We start from the raw sequence: 16,252 nt of genomic DNA on the forward strand, positions 1-16,252 counted from the left end.
GCTTCATTGGTGGACACGGCGGGATTCGAACCCGCATCAATACGGCGACCGTGGTGTTTGAATCCAGCGGCCCAGTCGACGATTGGAAACGCGCGCCAGTGACAGACCCGTCATCGGAGCCAGCACCTGCATCCTCAACCTTGCTCGTCGACCGACTTGCCCGCCGTACCTGGTCTTACCCAGGCTGCCTGGCAATATCAACATTTTTGGCAGTGGCGCTCCCTTCTGTGCCTGCGTGCCCGTATCTCTTCTTTCTCTTTCCGAGCTATCGCTCAGGAACCGTTCGGCCGAAGCGTCACCAGTCCGTTGAGCACCTGGTCCAGACCGCCGACCACCGAGATCTTGTCGATCCGCTCGGCCACGCGCTCCAGCGTTTCGAGTTCCTTCATCCGCAATGCGACAGGGTTGCCCTCCATCACCTTGGCGGTGTTCAGCAGCGAGCGCGTTGCCGCGGTTTCCTCGCGGCGACGGATCACGTTGGCCTGGGCCGACTTCTCTGCCTCCACCACCTGGGCGAGGATGGTCTTCATCTCGCCGGGCAGGATGATGTCCTTCACGCCCACGCTTTCCAGCGCGATGCCGGTACCTTCCAGCCGTTCGCGCACCTGTGCCAGCACCGTCTGGTCGATCGCCGCCTTGTTTTCCAGCAGCGCATCGAGCGTCTGTTCGCCGACGGCGGCGCGCAGGCCGAACTGCAGTTCGCGATACACATGCTCGGCAGGCTTCGGCATCTGTGCCATGGCCTGCCGCACATCGGTGAAACGCCACACCGCCGACATGTTCAGTCGCAGGCCCACCTTGTCGCGGGTCAGGATTTCCTGTCCGCTCACCTCGGCGATCTGCGAACGCAGGTCCACGCAGGTCACTGCCACCTGTCGGTTGAAGCGCCAGAAACCGTGGTTTCCCGGCGGCAGCAAGGCCTGCATCTGTCCTTCGAGCGTCAGCACGCCGGCATGGAACTCGGGCACCTGCACCAGCAGAACGCCTTCGAGCCCCTGCACCGCACGCGGGCGCAGCGCCACGCTCTGCAGCTTTGCCAGCAGCTCGGCCGGCAGGCGCGCATCGGCGGCCACGTCGATCACATCGATGCGCTGCTCGCGCAGGCCGCGCCAGTACAGCTTTCGCGTCGCGGGCGGCAGGATCTGCACCAGCACGCCGTCTTCATGGCGCAGGCCGACCTGGGTCTCGGCCAGCGACACCTGCACAAACTCGCGCTCGACCAGTTCAGGCTCACGAGCCAGGAAGTAGTCGGCCAGCTCGTGTTCGAACACGGGGTCGGCGAGCGAGAAGCGTTGCAGCTGAACGGTGTCGAAGCCCGCAAACACGCGATGCTTTCCAGGGCCGAGCAATCGCTCGAAATCCCCGTTTCGCAGCAACAGCGCGCGTTCGTTCTTCTTGATGGTGTATTGGTTGAAACCCAGCATTTTTCTTCTCCTGTTTGTTCGGTTCGGCTGTTCGCTTCGTTCGTTCTTTCGTTCGCTCAGCCAGTCAATCGGTCGTTACTTCATCAATCAATCAAGGCCCTCGAAAGGGCAGGCGGCGGACACTGCAGCAGCCAAGGCCTGACATGCGGCGGTCGCGCGGTCCGGTCGGTGCCTCCCTCGTTGCATGCGCAACGCCGTCACTTCCCTCGCCGTCAATGGCCACACGCAGTTCCTTGCCACGCACGCGGTGCGCAAGCCGCCTGCGCTTGGCACTGTGTCGCGCGCCGCAGGGTTTTCGGGCCCTGCGCCATCGCTCCGGTGTGCCGGGGCGGGGGGCTTTCGCCCCATCAGATGGCGGTGCGAGCACCGCCAGGGTTTTTCGCGGGAATCGAACCCACAACGCCGTGTGGTTAGCACGGTGCTCAACCATGAGCAGAACTGAAACAAGTTCAGTTGCCAGCCAGTTCAACAGCGGCATACCGCGAACCCAAGACAGGATCTGGCCTGCGGCACCGGGCCGCTTTCATGCGGCACCTGCGAGCGGATGAACTGCATCCGACGGGTTGTCTATTGCAGCCAGCGTGCCAGGCCGGAAAAAGCAAGGTGAAAACGCATTCGAGAATCGCGTAAGTTATTGATATGAGTAAATAAATTCTTTTCCACCGATCGATTCGTGCTGCCTTCGACCTGCTAGCATCCAGGCACTTTGTATAAATTCAGCTAACTTTTTATTCATGAAGCCAATCGTCGTCATCGGCTTCCTCGGCACCCAGCTCGACGCCGGCCAGGGCGCGGGCCGCTGGAACAAGTGGCGTCCCACCGTCTCGCTCGCGCAGCACGAGGACATGGTCGTCTCGCGCATGGAGCTGCTCTACACGGTGCGGCACAAGGCGCTGGCCGAGGTGGTGAAGGCCGACATCGCCACCGTTTCGCCCGAGACCACGGTCAACCTCGTGCCGCTCGACCTCGCGGACCCGTGGGACTTCGGCGAGGTCTACACCCGCCTGTACGACTGGGCGCGCGGCTACAGCTTCGACACCGAGCGCGAGCAGTACTGGACGCACATCACCACCGGCACGCACGTCGCGCAGATCTGCATGTTCCTGCTGTCCGAATCGCGCGTGGTGCCCGGCGTGCTGGCGCAAACCTCGCCGCCGAAGAAGCAGCGCGAAGGCGAAGCCGGCAAGTGCACGCTGATCGACCTCGATCTCTCGCGCTACGACGTGATCGCGCGGCGCTTCGACGCGGAGCAGCGCGACGCGGTCGCGTTCCTGAAGAGCGGCATCGCCACGCGCAACGCGCGCTTCAATGCGCTGATCGACGAGATCGAGCGCGTGGCCGTGCGCTCTCGCGCGCCGATCCTGCTGGTGGGTCCGACGGGCGCGGGCAAGTCCTTCCTGGCGCGGCGCATGTTCGAGCTGAAGCAGTCGCGCCACCAGATGACGGGCCCGTTCGTCGAGGTGAACTGCGCGACGCTGCGCGGCGATGGCGCGGCATCGACGCTCTTCGGCCACAAGAAAGGCTCGTTCACCGGCGCCGCGGCCGATCGCGCGGGCCTGCTGCGCACCGCGCACCAGGGCGCCCTCTTCCTCGACGAGATCGGCGAGCTCGGTCTCGACGAGCAGGCGATGCTTCTGAAGGCCATCGAGGAGAAACGCTTCTTCCCCGTGGGCGCCGACAAGGAAGTGGAAAGCGACTTCCAGCTGATTGCCGGCACGAACCGCGACCTGCGCAGCGACGTGGCCGAAGGCCGCTTCCGCGAAGACCTGTTCGCGCGCATCAACCTCTGGACCTACGACCTGCCTGGCCTCGCGCAGCGGCCGGAGGACATCGAGCCCAACGTCGACCACCTGCTGGCCATCCACGCCGCCGAGAACAACCGCGTGGTGCGCTTCAACGCCGAGGCGCGCGCCGCCTACCTGCGCTTCGCGCAAAGCGGCGAGGCGATCTGGAGCGGCAACTTCCGCGACCTGTCGGCCAGCGTGACGCGGCTGGCCACGTTGGCCGACGGCGGACGGATTCCGGTGGCGCTTGTGGAAGCCGAGATCGCACGACTGCGCTGGCTGTGGAAGCACGCGGGCACCGCACCCGCAACCAGCAGCGACGTCGACCTCGACGCACTGCTCGGCGAGGAGCGCGCATCGGCGCTCGACCTGTTCGACCGCCTGCAGCTCGAGGCGGTGGTGCGCGTCTGCCGGCAGTCGCGCAGCCTGTCCGACGCCGGCCGCCAGCTCTTCCAGGCTTCGCGCGCGCAGCGCAGCGTGGTGAACGACGCCGACCGGCTGCGCAAGTACCTCGTCAAGCACGGCCTGGAATGGGGCCGGATAGCGGACGCCTGAGCTATCCTCCGCCGCGATGGCCATTTCCGCATTCGCAGTGAAAGTCCCCGCAGCCGAGCACCAGGTCGCAGACCTGCGCCATCGCTACGACGCGACGGCAGTGCAGGGAGTGCCGGCTCACATCACAGTGCTCGTTCCCTTCATGGACCCGGCGCTGATCGGCGCCGAAGTGCTGCAACGCGCGCAGCAGGCACTGAGCCGGACGCCGGCGTTCGACTTCGCCCTGCGCGAGGTCGGACGCTTTCCCGAAACCGCCTACCTTGCGCCGGAGCCGGCCGCACCCTTCATCGAGATGACCCTGGCGCTGGCGGAAGCGTTTCCCGAATTTCCGCCGTACGGCGGTGAGCACGACAGCGTCGTTCCGCATCTCTCGGTGGCGCACGGCAGTGCGGCCGACGCGGATGCGGCTGCCATCGAGCTCCAGTCGCGCCTGATCGCATCGGGCGCCGTGCGCGCGGCATGCACGGAAGTCACGCTGATGGAGAACTCATCGGGCAACTGGCGTGACATGCATGTCTTCCAGCTGACCCAAGCCCCCGAACGACCCATGCGCAACGTCCTCTTCATCTGCAGTCGCAACCAATGGCGCAGCCCGACGGCGGAACAGCTCTGGCGCCGGCATCCGCTGGTCTCCGCGCGCTCGGCCGGCACCAGCCCGAATGCGCGGCACAGGGTCTCCGTCGACGACATCGAATGGGCCGACGTGATCCTCGTGATGGAAGAGAAGCACAAGTCGAGGCTGATGGCCGAGTTCTCGCGGATGCTGGCGCACAAGCCGGTCCACGTGCTCGACATTCCCGACGAATACAAATACATGGACCCCGAACTGATAGAAGAACTCCAACGCTCGGTCGGGTCCATCCTCGAAATCGATTGAACCCATGTCAGAAATCTACATAAGCACCGACGTCGAATCCGACGGCCCCATCCCGGGCCCGAACTCGATGCTCAGCTTCGGCTCGGCCGCCTACACGGCCGACAAGCAGCTCGTCTCCACCTTCAGCGCCAACCTGCACACGCTGCCCGGCGCGGAGGCCGACCCCAAGACCGCCGCATGGTGGAAGACCCAGCCCGAGGCCTGGGCCGCCTGCCGCACCGACCTGCAGGAGCCGGCCCAGGCCATGAAGAACTACGTGAGCTGGCTCAAGGGCCTGCACGCGCGGCCGGTGTTCGTCGCGTATCCGGCGGGCTTCGACTTTCTCTTCGTCTACTGGTACCTGATGCGCTTCGCGGGCGAGAGCCCGTTCAGCCACTCGGCGCTCGACGTGAAGTCGTTCGCGATGGCGATGCTCAGGCTCGACTACCGCGACAGCACCAAGCGCGCCATGCCGCGTCGCTGGTTCGACGCCGGGCTGCCGCACACGCACGTGGCGCTCGACGATGCCATCGAACAGGGCGCGCTCTTCTGCAACATGCTCGCGGAAAACCGCGCGGCATCTGCCGGCGGAAAGCCCGCATGAAGGGCAGCGCGGTGCGTCGTTGGTTCGGAAGACTGGCGATGTGCGCCTTGCCGCTCATGCTGGGCGGCTGCGTGCAGTCGATGTTCTATTACCCCGACAACGTGCGCTACGAAACGCCAGACGCGCTGGGCATGCGCTACGAGAGCGTGCAGTTCGCGAGCGCCGACGGCACGCGCCTCAGCGGCTGGTTCCTGCCCGCGGAGAACCGCCAGAACCCGAAGGAGGCCAAGGGCACGGTGGTGCACTTCCACGGCAACGCGCAGAACATGAGCACGCACTGGCGCTTCGTGGCCTGGCTTCCGAAGCGCGACTACAACGTGTTCGTGTTCGACTACCGCGGCTACGGCCAGTCCGAAGGAAAGCCGGAGCCCAAGGGCGTGTTCGAGGACTCCAACGCCGCGCTGAACTACGTGCGCTCGCGCGGCGACGTCGACCCCGAGCGGCTGTTCGTCTTCGGGCAGAGCCTGGGCGGCACCAACGCCATCGCGGTGGTGGGCGCGGGCAACCGCGCGGGCGTGAAGGCGGCGGCCATCGAGTCGACCTTCTATTCCTATTCGTCGATCGCGAACGACAAGCTCAAGGGCGCCGGCCTGCTGGTGAGCGACGAGTACGCGGCGTCGAAGTACGTGGCTGCAGTGGCACCCATTCCGCTGCTGCTGATCCACGGCACGGCCGACCAGGTGATTCCGCTCGCGCATTCGAAGCGCCTCCTGGCCGAGGCGCGCGAGCCCAGGCGGTTGATCGAAGTGCCGGGCGCCGGCCACCTCGAGCCGATGACGGCCCTGCGCTACGGCGCCGCCTACCGCAAGGCGCTGACCGAGTTCTTCGAGTCGGCACAGCATCCGATGCAGCAGTGACGACCACAGCCATGAAGCATTTCGACGAAGCCGCCACCCGCGCACCGCTCGGTTTCGATCGGCTGGTGCCCGCATTGCGCGCGGCCTTCGCGGCCGAAGCCCGGGTGCCGCCGCGCCACGTGCACGCCATCGAAGCCGCCGGGAGCAAGGGCACCGTGCTCATCATGCCGGCGTGGAGCGACGCGGGCTTCCTCGGCATCAAGACCATCAACATCTTCCCCGGCAACAGCGCGCAGGGCCTGCCCGGCCTGCATGCGACCTACGTGCTGTACGACGCCCGCACCGGCGTGCCGCTGGCGATGATGGACGGCAACGAGATCACCGCGCGCCGCACGGCCGCGGCATCGGCGCTGGGCGCATCCTTCCTGGCGCGGCAGGATTCGCGCCGGCTGCTGGTGCTGGGCACCGGCCGCATCGCGCGCATGCTGCCGGCCGCGCATGCGAGCGTGCGGCCCATCGACGAGCTGTGGGTCTGGAGCCATAGGCCTGAAGGCGCCGAGGCCTTGGCGGCGCAGTGGCGTGCCGAGGGCTGGAACGCACGGGCCGCCACCGACCTGGAAGCCGCCGTGCGAGAAGCCGACATCGTGAGCTGCGCCACGCTGGCCACCGCGCCGCTGGTGCGCGGCGAATGGCTGGCGCCGGGCTCGCACCTGGACCTGATCGGCAGCTTCACGCCCGCAATGCGCGAGGCGGACGTGCAATGCTTCGCGGGCGCGCATGTCTGCATCGACACCGAAGAGGCATTGCAGAAATCCGGCGACCTGCTCGACGCGATGGCGGCCGGCACGCTGCGCGCCGAGGATGTCCGCGGCACGCTCGCCACGCTGTGCCGTTCAGAGCAGCCCGGCCGTCCGAACGAGGCCGGACGCACGGTTTTCAAGGCCGTCGGCAGCGCCCTCGAAGACCTCACCGCCGCCACGCTGGTGTGGCAATCGAGCGACATCGGCTAATCCTTATGGCCTAGTTTCCACCCCTCCAGGGTAGGGTTTTCCTACATCTGGATACGTCGTGTAGCTAATAGCGCACAGGACGCAACGAGCGTACCGTGGCACCTGACACCATCGACTCGGGGGGTCACGACATGCTCAGTACCGAACACAAAGCCAACATCCTGCGCAAGGCCGGATACACCGTGCCGGCCAGGCCGGGGGATGCCAACAGCGCGTATCAGACGATCCAGTGTTGGCAGAAGGCCGTCGACACGCTCTACGTGACGTACGCCGCCAGCCGCGCCGCCAAGAGCCTGCGCGACGCGGAGGAGGCGAGGATGCTGGCCCTGCTGCAGCTTCGCTCGGCCAAGGCCTACGCCTGAGAACCCGGCAGGCCGGGCGTTCTTCAGGGCTTCTTCTGCTTTTCCGGCGCGTCGTTGCTGCCGCCGCGCGGCAGCTGGCCCGCCTTCATCGCCTCGCGGTTCGCCGCACGGCGCTTGGCCGCGGCGGCGCGGCGTTCTTCCCTCGACATCTTGGGCGCAGTGGTCGCGCGGACTTCACCTTCCTGCATCTGCGGCCCGCGTGCCGCCGCGGCGCCGTCCACACGGCGTTCCTTGCGCGCCTCCGCGCGCTCCGCCCTGGTAGTGGGCGCCGTGGGCCGCGCCTTTCCTTGAGCCGGATCCGCTTCGCCGGAAGACTGCGCGGATGCCACCGACACGACCATCATCTGAGCCAGGGCCAGACCGACCGGCACGAGCATTTTTTTCATTGCGATGACCTTTCAGGACGAGTGAAGAAACTCGGCGGGCATTGTGGTCAGGGACAGGGCGTGCTGTCCACTCCGGAGCGCCCTCAGCCTGCGTGCCGGCGATCGCGCAGATAGGCTGCGATCAGCCGGACGAGCTCGCTCCTGAGCACGGGCAAGCCCAGGTCGCCACGACGCGCCGCCGCATGGACGACCCCTTCGACTGCGGAGGAGAGCATGCGAGCAGCCGTCTCGTCTTCGCTGCTGCTGTCGTCGCCGTCACGGCCGGCCCGGCCTGCGTGCGCGCTCGATGCGACCAGCGCCCGATAGCGCCGCTGGTATTCCGCCTCGAACTCCGGATAGCTGGAACGCGCGGCAAGCGGCACTTCGTCGACCAGCACGCGGTGCAAGGCCTGGTCGACCGAGTGGGCGGCGATGACGCCGTCGACGAAACGCTCCACCCGCCGGTCGAGCGAGACAGCTTCGTTGCCGTCTTCTGCTTCCTCTTCCGGGTCGGACAGCGCCACGAGCACCTCGGCGAGATGGCGCTCCCTGATGGCCTCGGCAATGGCGAGCTTGTCCGGGAAGTACTGGTAGAGCGAACCGACGCTGACGCCGGCGACCGCCGCAATCTCGTTGGTGGTGAAGCGCGCCCATCCGCGACGCGCCAGAACGCGAGTTGCGGCCTCGATGATCACGTCCACCGTGACGCGCGAACGCCGCTGGCTGGGCGCCTTGCGCATGGTCCTGCGCTGTGGGGGAATGCGAGTACCCAAGATCGGAGCTCCACTCAAGAATAGGACCGGACCGCACGCACGCGCAGTGCCCGTTTCATCGTTCAAGGGGGAGATTGTGATGAGTACGCAGACGCTTCTGGCCTCGCTGTTCCGCTACAAGGCCTGGGCCGACGAAGGATTGCTGGCAGGCCTGGCCGACCTTGCCGGGAAAGCCCCGCCCGACGACTACCGCACGGCACTGCGCGTCTTCAACCATGCGGCCATCGTCGACCGCATCTTCGTGGCGAACGTGCAGCGCACGGCGCACGCCTTCACAGCCACCGGCGCACCCGAGCCGCGGCCGCTGGAAGCGCTGGCCGATGCGGTGCGGGAAACCGATCGCTGGTATGTCGACTACGTCTCGCGGCTGAGCCCGCAAGAGCTCGAGGAAAGCATCGAATTCACCTTCACCGACGGGGCGCCAGGACGGATGTCACGCGAGGAAATGCTGGGCCACGTGGTGGCGCACGCGGGCTATCACCGGGGAGAGGTCGGACGGATCATGACCCGCCTCACGGGCTCGTCGCCGCCCGACACCTTCACCGGCTACCTGCACCAGGCCGAGCCAGCACGCCGCACGCAGGGCGCGTAGCGGCGGCGCTTTTAGGCCAGGCTCAGGAAGATCCGCCGGCTTACTTGCCCTGTGCCGACTGCAGCACCGGGTTCTGCATGGTCGAGATGACCTTGCTGTTGACGCGCGAGCCGCTGGTCACGTTTTGATCGGGCGCCGCGGCGGTGGCCATGGCTTCCTGGTAGACCTGCGCCGGGTCGCGGCTGGAGGTGAACGGGTCGGCGCCACGCGAGCCGCGCGTCACGTTCTGGTTGGGTGCGTGGGCCGTCTCGACGGCCTGCTTGTACATGGCTTCGGAATCGGCCGTGGACGTGAACGGATCGGCGCCGCGCGAACCGCGCGTGACGTTCTGGTCCTTGGCGTGAGCGGCGGCGATGGCTTCGGCTTCGACGGCTTCGCGGGTGCGTTGCTGGGCGTGGGCGGAAGCGAGGGAGAGCACGGCGAGTGCCGCGGCAAGGGCGAGTCGGGAGGTCTTCATGATTCGGGTCTTTTCTGTGAGTTGTCGGTCCGGATGAGGCTTCCACGGGGATGCGGGAAAACCCTGAACGAGGCTATTCAGGGCAAAAGGCAGGTCAATGACGCCCCCGCGGCGCGGCCCGGCTCTTCGCCGCGCCATGCAACCTCTGCGAACTTCTGTTAACCAGAACGGCGTCACCTGCCCCGCCGAAGCGCTTCACGCTTGCGCACAGGGCTCGGGTTCTGAGACAGTCGCCCGGCTTCGGCCCGATCGCATCCAACGAAACATCCGACGAACGAGGGGAAAACCGCAACCATGGGACTGTTCGACTTCCTGAAGAAGAAACCCGCCATGCCCGCAACGCTCGAGGAGGGCATGGCCTCGCAGGCCGAAGACTTCGTCGGAGCCTTCTCGCAACCCGGTGCGCCCATCGACGGCTCGCGGCTGGACTACACGTCGGCCTCGCTGCCGCTGGTCGACCGCGTGCTCGACGACTTCTTCAAGCAGCAGGCGCCCCTGCCGGACGATCTCCACTTCCTTGCATCGGCCTACGTCTTCGAAGTCGCGCGCCGCGAGTTCGGCGGGCGCTACCTGCGCGGCGACGAGGACAACCCCTTCGTGCTCGTCATCGGCCAGGGCGATTCGCAGGTCGGCGTGTGCGTGATGGGCAAGGTGCGCGGACGAGCCACCAACGGCCCCGAAGACGACCTGGGCTTCTTCTACGCCGGCATCGCACCCGCGGTGGCGCGCGGCGTGAGCGCGACGATCATCTGAGGCCACTGCATCGTGCAAGGCCGAAGTCACAGCCGGCTGCTACCCGCTGCACCCTGCCCCTTCGAATAATGCGGCGACGGCCCGCGCCCCTACGGGCCGGTCCGCATTCCAACCTCGTTCGAAGGAGACAAGAGACATGGCGCGCAAGATCCTGATGCTCTGCGGCGACTACGCCGAAGACTACGAAACCATGGTGCCCTTCCAGGCACTGCTGGCCGTGGGCCACACGGTCCACGCCGTGGCACCCGACAAGAAGGCCGGCGACTGGGTCCACACCGCCATCCACGACTTCGAGGGCGCGCAGACCTACAGCGAGAAGCCGGGCCACCGCTTCACGCTGAACGCCAATTTCGCCGACGTGCGCCCCGAGGCCTACGACGCGCTGGTCATTCCCGGCGGCCGCGCGCCGGAGTACCTGCGCATGAACACCCGCGTGGTCGAGATCGCGCGGCACTTCCTGGCCGCCGACAAGCCGCTCGCCGCGGTGTGCCACGGCGCGCAACTGCTCGCGGCCACCGGCCTGCTGAAGGGTCGCAAGGTGTCGGCCTACCCCGCTTGCCAGGTCGAGGTGGAACTGGCGGGTGCCGAGTACATGGGCATTCCGGTCGACCAGGCCGTGACCGACCGCAACCTGGTCACCGCGCCCGCGTGGCCCGCGCATCCGGCGTGGCTCTCGCAGTTCCTGGCGGTGCTGGGCACGCGCATCGAGCATTGAAATCCGGGCGGGCGGCGCTACAGTGCGCGCGTCGCCCTCCATCTTCCTCCCCGCATAGGAGACAGCCCACCATGTGCGAAGTCTTCATCAGTGCCGATCCTCAGAGCTACGACGCGCGCACGCGCTCGGTGCGGCTGCACGGCGTGGTCACCAGCATCCGGCTGGAGAACCTGTTCTGGCAAGTGCTGGAGGAAATCGCGCAACGCGACGGCATGGTCGTGGTGCAGCTCATCGAGCGGCTCTACGACGAGCTGGTGGCCGCGCGCGGCGAAGTCGGCAACTTCGCGTCGTTCCTGCGGGTGAGCGCCCTGCGCTACGAAGCGCTGCTCGCGCAGGGGCGCATTCCGGCCGACAACTCGGTGGCGATCCGCTCGCTCGATGCGAAGGCGGTGCTGCACGAGCTGCCGAAGGGCTGGGGCGGGCCGCTTTCCGAACAACGGCCCACCGCCAAGGTACACACGCTGCGCGCGGCAGCGCGATGACGCGCTTGCGCCTGTCGCGTCAGTCCAGCGAAACGTTCGCCTTGCGGATCACGTCGGTGAACCGCTTCGTCTCGCTCGCCACGAACTCGTCGAACTGAGGGCGCGTGGTCGGGAAGGGCTCGTAGCCGAAGCTCTTGAACTTCTCCAGCACGTCGGGCTCGGCCAGGCCCTTCTCGATGTCGCGCTTGATCTTCTCGGTGACCGATGCGGGCAGGCCCTTGGGCACGGCGATGGCGTTCCAGCCGATGACCTCGAAGCCCTTCGGGCCGCCCGATTCGGCGACCGTCGGCACGTCGGGGAAGGCTGCCACTCGCTGCGGCGCGGCAGCGGCCAGGAAGCGCAGCTTGTTCGCGCGCTGCAGCGGGCCGGCGGTGGCGCTGCTGCCCAGCGCGAAGGCCAGTTCGCCGGTGGCGACCGAGGTGTAGAGCTGCGTGGTTTCCTTGTAGATCACGTGCTCCATCTGCGTGCCGGTGGCCGACTCGAAGAGCTCGGAGCCGAGGTGCACCGGGTTACCCACCGACCACGAGCCGTAGTCGAGCTTGCCGGGGTTGGCCTTGGCATCGGCGATCAGGTCGCCCACGGTCTTGTACTTGCTGTTGGTGGCGACGGTGAAGAAGAAGTAGGTCTTGAACAGCGGCAGCAGCGCGTCGAAGTCCTTGCTCGTGTCGTAGGGCAGCTTCTTGAAGAGCGCCGGGTACGCGGCGAGGTGCACGTTGTCGAGCACGATGATGTCGTGGCCATCCTTCGCGCCGCGCTTGAAGGCATCGATGGCGATGAAGCCGTTGCCGCCGGGGCGGTTCTCGACCACCACGGGCTGGCCCCAGGCGCGCGAGAGCTTGTCGGCCACCAGGCGGGCCACGCCGTCGGGGCCGCCGCCCACGGGGAACGGCGTGATGATGCGCACGGGCTTGGTGGGAAAGGCCTGCTGCGCGGGCGCGGCCGCAGGCAACAGGGCTGCGGCGGCCAGTGCGAGCGCGGCAATGCCGGCGCCGCGGCGCGTTGTCTTCTTCGACGTGTGGTTCATCCTCTGATCCTTCTTTCTCTCTGTCCTCTTGGGTTGAAAAAATGCCATCGGGCCGCTGTTGCCGCGGCTGCCGATGGCCTTGTCTTCTTGCTTCTCTGTTGTTTTCGGTTCGGTCGTCCTGCGTCGCCCGCGGCGCGTGCCGTCGTCAGACGCGTTCGAGGATCACCGCGATGCCCTGCCCCACGCCGATGCACATGGTGCAAAGCGCGTAGCGGCCGCCACTCTTGTGCAGCTGATTCACCGCCGTGGTGGCCAGGCGCGCACCGCTGGCGCCCAGCGGGTGGCCCAGCGCGATGGCGCCGCCGTTGATGTTCACGCGCGCGTCGTCGTCCTTCAGGCCCAGCAGCCGCAGCACGGCGAGGCCCTGCGCGGCGAAGGCTTCGTTGAGTTCGATGACGTCGATCTGGTCGAGCTTCAGGCCGGTGAGCGCCAGCACCTTCTGGGTGGCGGGCGCGGGGCCGATGCCCATCACGCGCGGTGCGACGCCGGCGGTGGCCATGCCGACCACGCGTGCGCGCGGCGTGAGGCCGTGCTTCGCGGCGCTGGCTTCGTCGGCCAGCAGCAGCGCGCAGGCGCCGTCGTTCACGCCGCTGGCATTGCCGGCAGTGACGGTGCCGTCGGGACGCACCACGCCCTTGAGCTTGGCGAGCGATTCGAGGCTGGTTTCGCGCGGATGCTCGTCCTTGTTGACGATGATCGCGTCGCCCTTCTTCTGCGGCACGGTCACGGGCACGATCTCGGCGTCGAAGAAGCCCGACTTCTGCGAGGCCACGGCGCGCAGCTGCGAGTTCAGCGCCATCAGGTCCTGCGCCTCGCGCTCGATCTTGTAGTCGGTGGCCACGTTCTCGGCCGTCTCGGGCATGGAGTCGACGCCGTACTGCGCCTTCATGAGCTTGTTGACGAAACGCCAGCCGATGGTGGTGTCGTACACCGCGTTGTTGCGGCTGAAGGCGCTCTCGGCCTTGGGCATGACGAAGGGCGCGCGGCTCATGCTTTCCACGCCGCCGGCGATCATCAGGCCGGCCTCACCGGCGCGGATGGCGCGCGCGGCAGTACCCACTGCATCGAGGCCCGAACCGCACAGGCGGTTGATGGTGGCGCCGCCGAGTTCGATCGGCAGGCCGGCCAGCAGCGCCGACATGCGCGCGACGTTGCGGTTGTCCTCGCCGGCCTGGTTGGCGCAGCCGTAGAGCACATCGCTCACGGCCTGCCAGTCGACGTTCTTGTTGCGTTCCATCAGCGCCTTGAGCGGCACGGCGCCGAGGTCGTCGGTGCGCACGCTGCTGAGCGAACCACCGTAGCGGCCGAAGGGAGTGCGAACGGCGTCGCAGATGAAGGCTTGGTTGGTCATGTCTGTCTCTCTTGGATTGCTTGAAGGGGTCAGGCTGCGATCGGGAGTCCGACGAGCTTCTCGAGTTCTTCGCGGCTCAGGCCGTCGACCAGGTCGACGAGCTTCAGGCCCTGCGGCGTGCATTCGAGCGTGGCGAGGTCGGAGTACACGCGCTTGACGCAGCCGATGCCGGTCAGCGGATAGGTGCATTCCTTCACCAGCTTGCTCACGCCCTGCTTGGTGAGCAGGTCCATCATGACCCAGGTCTGCTTGGCGCCGATGGCGAGGTCCATCGCGCCGCCGACGGCGGGAATGGCGTCCTTCTCGCCGGTGTGCCAGTTGGCGAGGTCGCCGGTGGCCGACACCTGGAACGCGCCGAGCACGCAGATGTCGAGGTGACCGCCGCGCATCATCGCGAAGCTGTCGGAATGGTGGAAGAACGAGCCGCCCGGCAGCAGCGTGACTGGCTGCTTGCCTGCGTTGATGAGGTCGTAGTCTTCTTCGCCGGCCTCGGGCGCCGGGCCCATGCCGAGGATGCCGTTCTCGCTCTGCAGGATGACCTCGCGGCCCTTGGGCAGGTGGTTGGCCACCAGCGTGGGCTGGCCGATGCCGAGGTTGACGACGGCGCCGTCGAAGATGTCCTGCGCCACGCGGGCGGCGAGCTGGTCCTTGGTGCGGCGTGTGTACGTGGTGCTCATGGTCATGCTGCCTTCTTGAAGCCGCCGGCCTGCGTGGCCACGCGTTCGATGCGCACCACCTGGTGCACGAAGATGCCCGGGGTGACGATGGTTTCGGGGTCGAGGGTGCCGAGTTCGGCGATGTCGTGCACGGTGGCGACGGTCTTCTTCGCGGCCATGGCCATCACCGGACCGAAGTTGCGAGCCGCCTTGCGGTAGACCAGGTTGCCCCAGCGGTCGCCGCGCTCCGCCTTGATGAGCGCCACGTCGCCGTGGATGGGGTACTCGAGCACGTACTGCACGCCGTCGATCTCGCGGGTCTCGCGGTTGCCCGCGAGCTGCGTGCCATAGCCCGTGGGGCAGAAGAAGGCGCCGATGCCGGCACCCGCGGCGCGGATGCGCTCGGCGAGGTTGCCCTGGGGCACGAGTTCGAGCTCGATCTTGCCGCTGCGGTAGAGCCCGTCGAACACCTGGCTGTCGGCCTGGCGCGGAAAGCTGCAGATGATCTTGCGCACGCGGCCTGCCTTGAGCAGCGCCGCGAGGCCGGTCTCGCCGTTGCCCGCGTTGTTGTTGACGACGGTGAGGTCCTTGGCGCCCTGCTCGACGAGGCCCTCGATGAGTTCGTTGGGAATGCCGGCGGTGCCGAAGCCGCCGATGAGAACCGTGGCGCCGTCCTGGATGCCTGCCAGGGCATCGGCGACCGAGCGCGCGATCTTGTTGATCATGAAGCCTGTCTCCGGGAGTGAGGAAAGTGAGCGAAGAAACGAACCGATCCTGAACACGTCGACCGATTTTGCGAACCGCCGATTTGTTCGTCTAAAGAACATTTGTTCGTATAATGAATTCTAGAGAGGATCGAGCACCATGGCAACCCACCCCGCACAACCCGAAACACCCGCGCCCGGCGACAGCTACGTGCAGTCCTTCGCGCGGGGCCTGCAGGTGATCCGCTCGTTCAGTGCCAGCGCGCCGCACCAGACGCTCAGCGAGGTGGCGGCCGGCAGCGGGCTGACGCGCGCGGGCGCGCGCCGCATCCTGCTCACGCTGCAGACGCTGGGCTACGTTGTGACCGACGGCAAGCTCTTCACGCTCACGCCGCGCATCCTCGACCTCGGGTTCGCGTACCTCTCGTCGATGCCGATCTGGAACCGCGCCGAGCCGGTGATGGAAGCGCTGGTGCAGCAGGTGCAGGAGTCGTGCTCGGCCGCCGTGCTCGATGCGACCGACATCGTCTACGTGCTGCGCGTGCCGACCAAGAAGATCATGCACATCAACCTGGGCGTGGGCTCGCGCCTGCCGGCCTACTGCACCTCGCTGGGCCGGCTGCTGCTGGCAGACCTCGACGACGACGAAGTGCGCGCGCGGCTCGAGGCATCGAACATCGAGGCGCTGACCAAGCACACGCTGACCGACATCGACGCGCTCATGGCCAAGGTCGCGCAGGCACGCAAGCAGCAGTGGTGCGTCGTCAACCAGGAACTCGAGGAGGGCCTGATCTCCGTGGCCGCGCCCATCGTCAACCGCCAGGGGCGCATGGTGGCCGCGCTCAACATCAGCGGACAGGCGAACCGCACCAGCGCGAAAGCGATGCAGGAGACCATGCTGCCCGCGCTGCGCGAAGCGGCGGACAGGATCTCGCGAATGCTCTGATCGATCCTGCGGCCTCGCAACCGAATGGGCATTCATGGACAG

At 67.0% G+C, this 16,252-nt stretch carries 19 protein-coding genes; 11 read left to right on the forward strand and 8 right to left on the reverse strand.

Annotation, left to right across the window (positions count from 1 at the left end):
- Positions 1-272: 272 nt before the first annotated feature.
- On the reverse strand, positions 273-1,424 hold the full coding sequence (locus ABL840_RS33365; RefSeq protein ID WP_093304316.1) for a slipin family protein: 1,152 nt from the start codon (positions 1,422-1,424) through the stop codon (positions 273-275).
- A gap of 734 nt (positions 1,425-2,158) precedes the next feature.
- On the opposite strand from ABL840_RS33365, the gene rtcR reads away from it, so the two are divergent.
- From rtcR to ABL840_RS33395, 6 genes are all read left to right on the forward strand, one after another.
- Positions 2,159-3,763, forward strand: a complete 1,605-nt coding sequence (gene rtcR, locus ABL840_RS33370) for an RNA repair transcriptional activator RtcR (protein ID WP_093304318.1) — start codon at positions 2,159-2,161, stop codon at positions 3,761-3,763.
- A 37-nt stretch (positions 3,764-3,800) separates the two neighbouring features.
- Complete coding sequence (locus ABL840_RS33375; RefSeq protein WP_418116095.1) at positions 3,801-4,640, forward strand: 2'-5' RNA ligase family protein; 840 nt, start codon at positions 3,801-3,803, stop codon at positions 4,638-4,640.
- 4 nt (positions 4,641-4,644) lie between these two features.
- Complete coding sequence (locus tag ABL840_RS33380) at positions 4,645-5,223, forward strand: exonuclease (protein WP_093304324.1); 579 nt, start codon at positions 4,645-4,647, stop codon at positions 5,221-5,223.
- Entirely contained in the window at positions 5,220-6,080 is an 861-nt protein-coding gene (locus ABL840_RS33385) for an alpha/beta hydrolase (RefSeq protein ID WP_093304326.1), read from the forward strand. Before ABL840_RS33380 ends, ABL840_RS33385 begins: the two co-directional genes overlap by 4 nt.
- A gap of 11 nt (positions 6,081-6,091) precedes the next feature.
- Positions 6,092-7,030, forward strand: coding sequence for an ornithine cyclodeaminase family protein (locus ABL840_RS33390; RefSeq protein WP_093304328.1), 939 nt, complete (start codon positions 6,092-6,094; stop codon positions 7,028-7,030).
- Positions 7,031-7,125: 95 nt separating this feature from the next.
- Complete coding sequence (locus ABL840_RS33395; RefSeq protein WP_418116096.1) at positions 7,126-7,392, forward strand: hypothetical protein; 267 nt, start codon at positions 7,126-7,128, stop codon at positions 7,390-7,392.
- A 23-nt stretch (positions 7,393-7,415) separates the two neighbouring features.
- Here ABL840_RS33395 and ABL840_RS33400 read toward each other — a convergent pair whose 3' ends face one another.
- Both ABL840_RS33400 and ABL840_RS33405 read right to left on the reverse strand, forming a co-directional pair.
- The gene (locus ABL840_RS33400; protein ID WP_093206618.1) at positions 7,416-7,778 is read right to left on the reverse strand and encodes a hypothetical protein; all 363 of its coding nucleotides are present in this window, start codon (positions 7,776-7,778) and stop codon (positions 7,416-7,418) included.
- Positions 7,779-7,861: 83 nt separating this feature from the next.
- On the reverse strand, positions 7,862-8,497 hold the full coding sequence (locus tag ABL840_RS33405; protein ID WP_093304331.1) for a TetR/AcrR family transcriptional regulator: 636 nt from the start codon (positions 8,495-8,497) through the stop codon (positions 7,862-7,864).
- A 112-nt stretch (positions 8,498-8,609) separates the two neighbouring features.
- Between ABL840_RS33405 and ABL840_RS33410 the strand changes: the two genes are divergently transcribed.
- The gene (locus ABL840_RS33410) at positions 8,610-9,122 is read left to right on the forward strand and encodes a DinB family protein (RefSeq protein ID WP_093304334.1); all 513 of its coding nucleotides are present in this window, start codon (positions 8,610-8,612) and stop codon (positions 9,120-9,122) included.
- A 40-nt stretch (positions 9,123-9,162) separates the two neighbouring features.
- Here the strand turns inward: ABL840_RS33410 and ABL840_RS33415 are convergent, their stop codons facing one another.
- A complete protein-coding gene (locus ABL840_RS33415) occupies positions 9,163-9,579 on the reverse strand; it encodes a hypothetical protein (protein ID WP_093206615.1) in 417 nt (138 codons plus the stop codon).
- Positions 9,580-9,873: 294 nt separating this feature from the next.
- On the opposite strand from ABL840_RS33415, the gene ABL840_RS33420 reads away from it, so the two are divergent.
- From ABL840_RS33420 to ABL840_RS33430, 3 genes are all read left to right on the forward strand, one after another.
- The gene (locus tag ABL840_RS33420) at positions 9,874-10,332 is read left to right on the forward strand and encodes a hypothetical protein (protein ID WP_093206614.1); all 459 of its coding nucleotides are present in this window, start codon (positions 9,874-9,876) and stop codon (positions 10,330-10,332) included.
- A 136-nt stretch (positions 10,333-10,468) separates the two neighbouring features.
- Positions 10,469-11,047, forward strand: coding sequence for a DJ-1/PfpI family protein (locus ABL840_RS33425; RefSeq protein ID WP_093304336.1), 579 nt, complete (start codon positions 10,469-10,471; stop codon positions 11,045-11,047).
- 71 nt (positions 11,048-11,118) lie between these two features.
- Positions 11,119-11,529, forward strand: coding sequence for a ribbon-helix-helix domain-containing protein (locus ABL840_RS33430; protein WP_093304338.1), 411 nt, complete (start codon positions 11,119-11,121; stop codon positions 11,527-11,529).
- A 19-nt stretch (positions 11,530-11,548) separates the two neighbouring features.
- On the opposite strand, the gene ABL840_RS33435 is transcribed toward ABL840_RS33430, so the two are convergent.
- From ABL840_RS33435 to ABL840_RS33450, 4 genes are all read right to left on the reverse strand, one after another.
- Positions 11,549-12,553: a Bug family tripartite tricarboxylate transporter substrate binding protein gene (locus ABL840_RS33435; RefSeq protein WP_093304340.1), complete on the reverse strand. Its 1,005-nt coding sequence runs from the start codon at positions 12,551-12,553 to the stop codon at positions 11,549-11,551.
- Positions 12,554-12,698: 145 nt separating this feature from the next.
- On the reverse strand, positions 12,699-13,904 hold the full coding sequence (pcaF, locus tag ABL840_RS33440) for a 3-oxoadipyl-CoA thiolase (protein ID WP_093304343.1): 1,206 nt from the start codon (positions 13,902-13,904) through the stop codon (positions 12,699-12,701).
- Between the two features lie 29 nt (positions 13,905-13,933).
- The gene (locus tag ABL840_RS33445; RefSeq protein WP_093206609.1) at positions 13,934-14,587 is read right to left on the reverse strand and encodes a 3-oxoacid CoA-transferase subunit B; all 654 of its coding nucleotides are present in this window, start codon (positions 14,585-14,587) and stop codon (positions 13,934-13,936) included.
- Positions 14,584-15,285: a 3-oxoacid CoA-transferase subunit A gene (locus tag ABL840_RS33450; RefSeq protein ID WP_093304346.1), complete on the reverse strand. Its 702-nt coding sequence runs from the start codon at positions 15,283-15,285 to the stop codon at positions 14,584-14,586. The genes ABL840_RS33445 and ABL840_RS33450 overlap by 4 nt, the downstream gene beginning before the upstream one ends.
- A 139-nt stretch (positions 15,286-15,424) precedes the next feature.
- Between ABL840_RS33450 and ABL840_RS33455 the strand changes: the two genes are divergently transcribed.
- Positions 15,425-16,210 carry an IclR family transcriptional regulator domain-containing protein gene (locus ABL840_RS33455; RefSeq protein WP_093304349.1) on the forward strand — a complete coding sequence of 262 codons (786 nt, stop codon included), beginning with the start codon at positions 15,425-15,427 and terminating at the stop codon, positions 16,208-16,210.
- Positions 16,211-16,252: the final 42 nt, after the last annotated feature.

Source organism: Variovorax sp. NFACC27 (assembly GCF_048301545.1).
Taxonomy (GTDB): Bacteria; Pseudomonadota; Gammaproteobacteria; order Burkholderiales; family Burkholderiaceae_C; genus Variovorax; species Variovorax gossypii.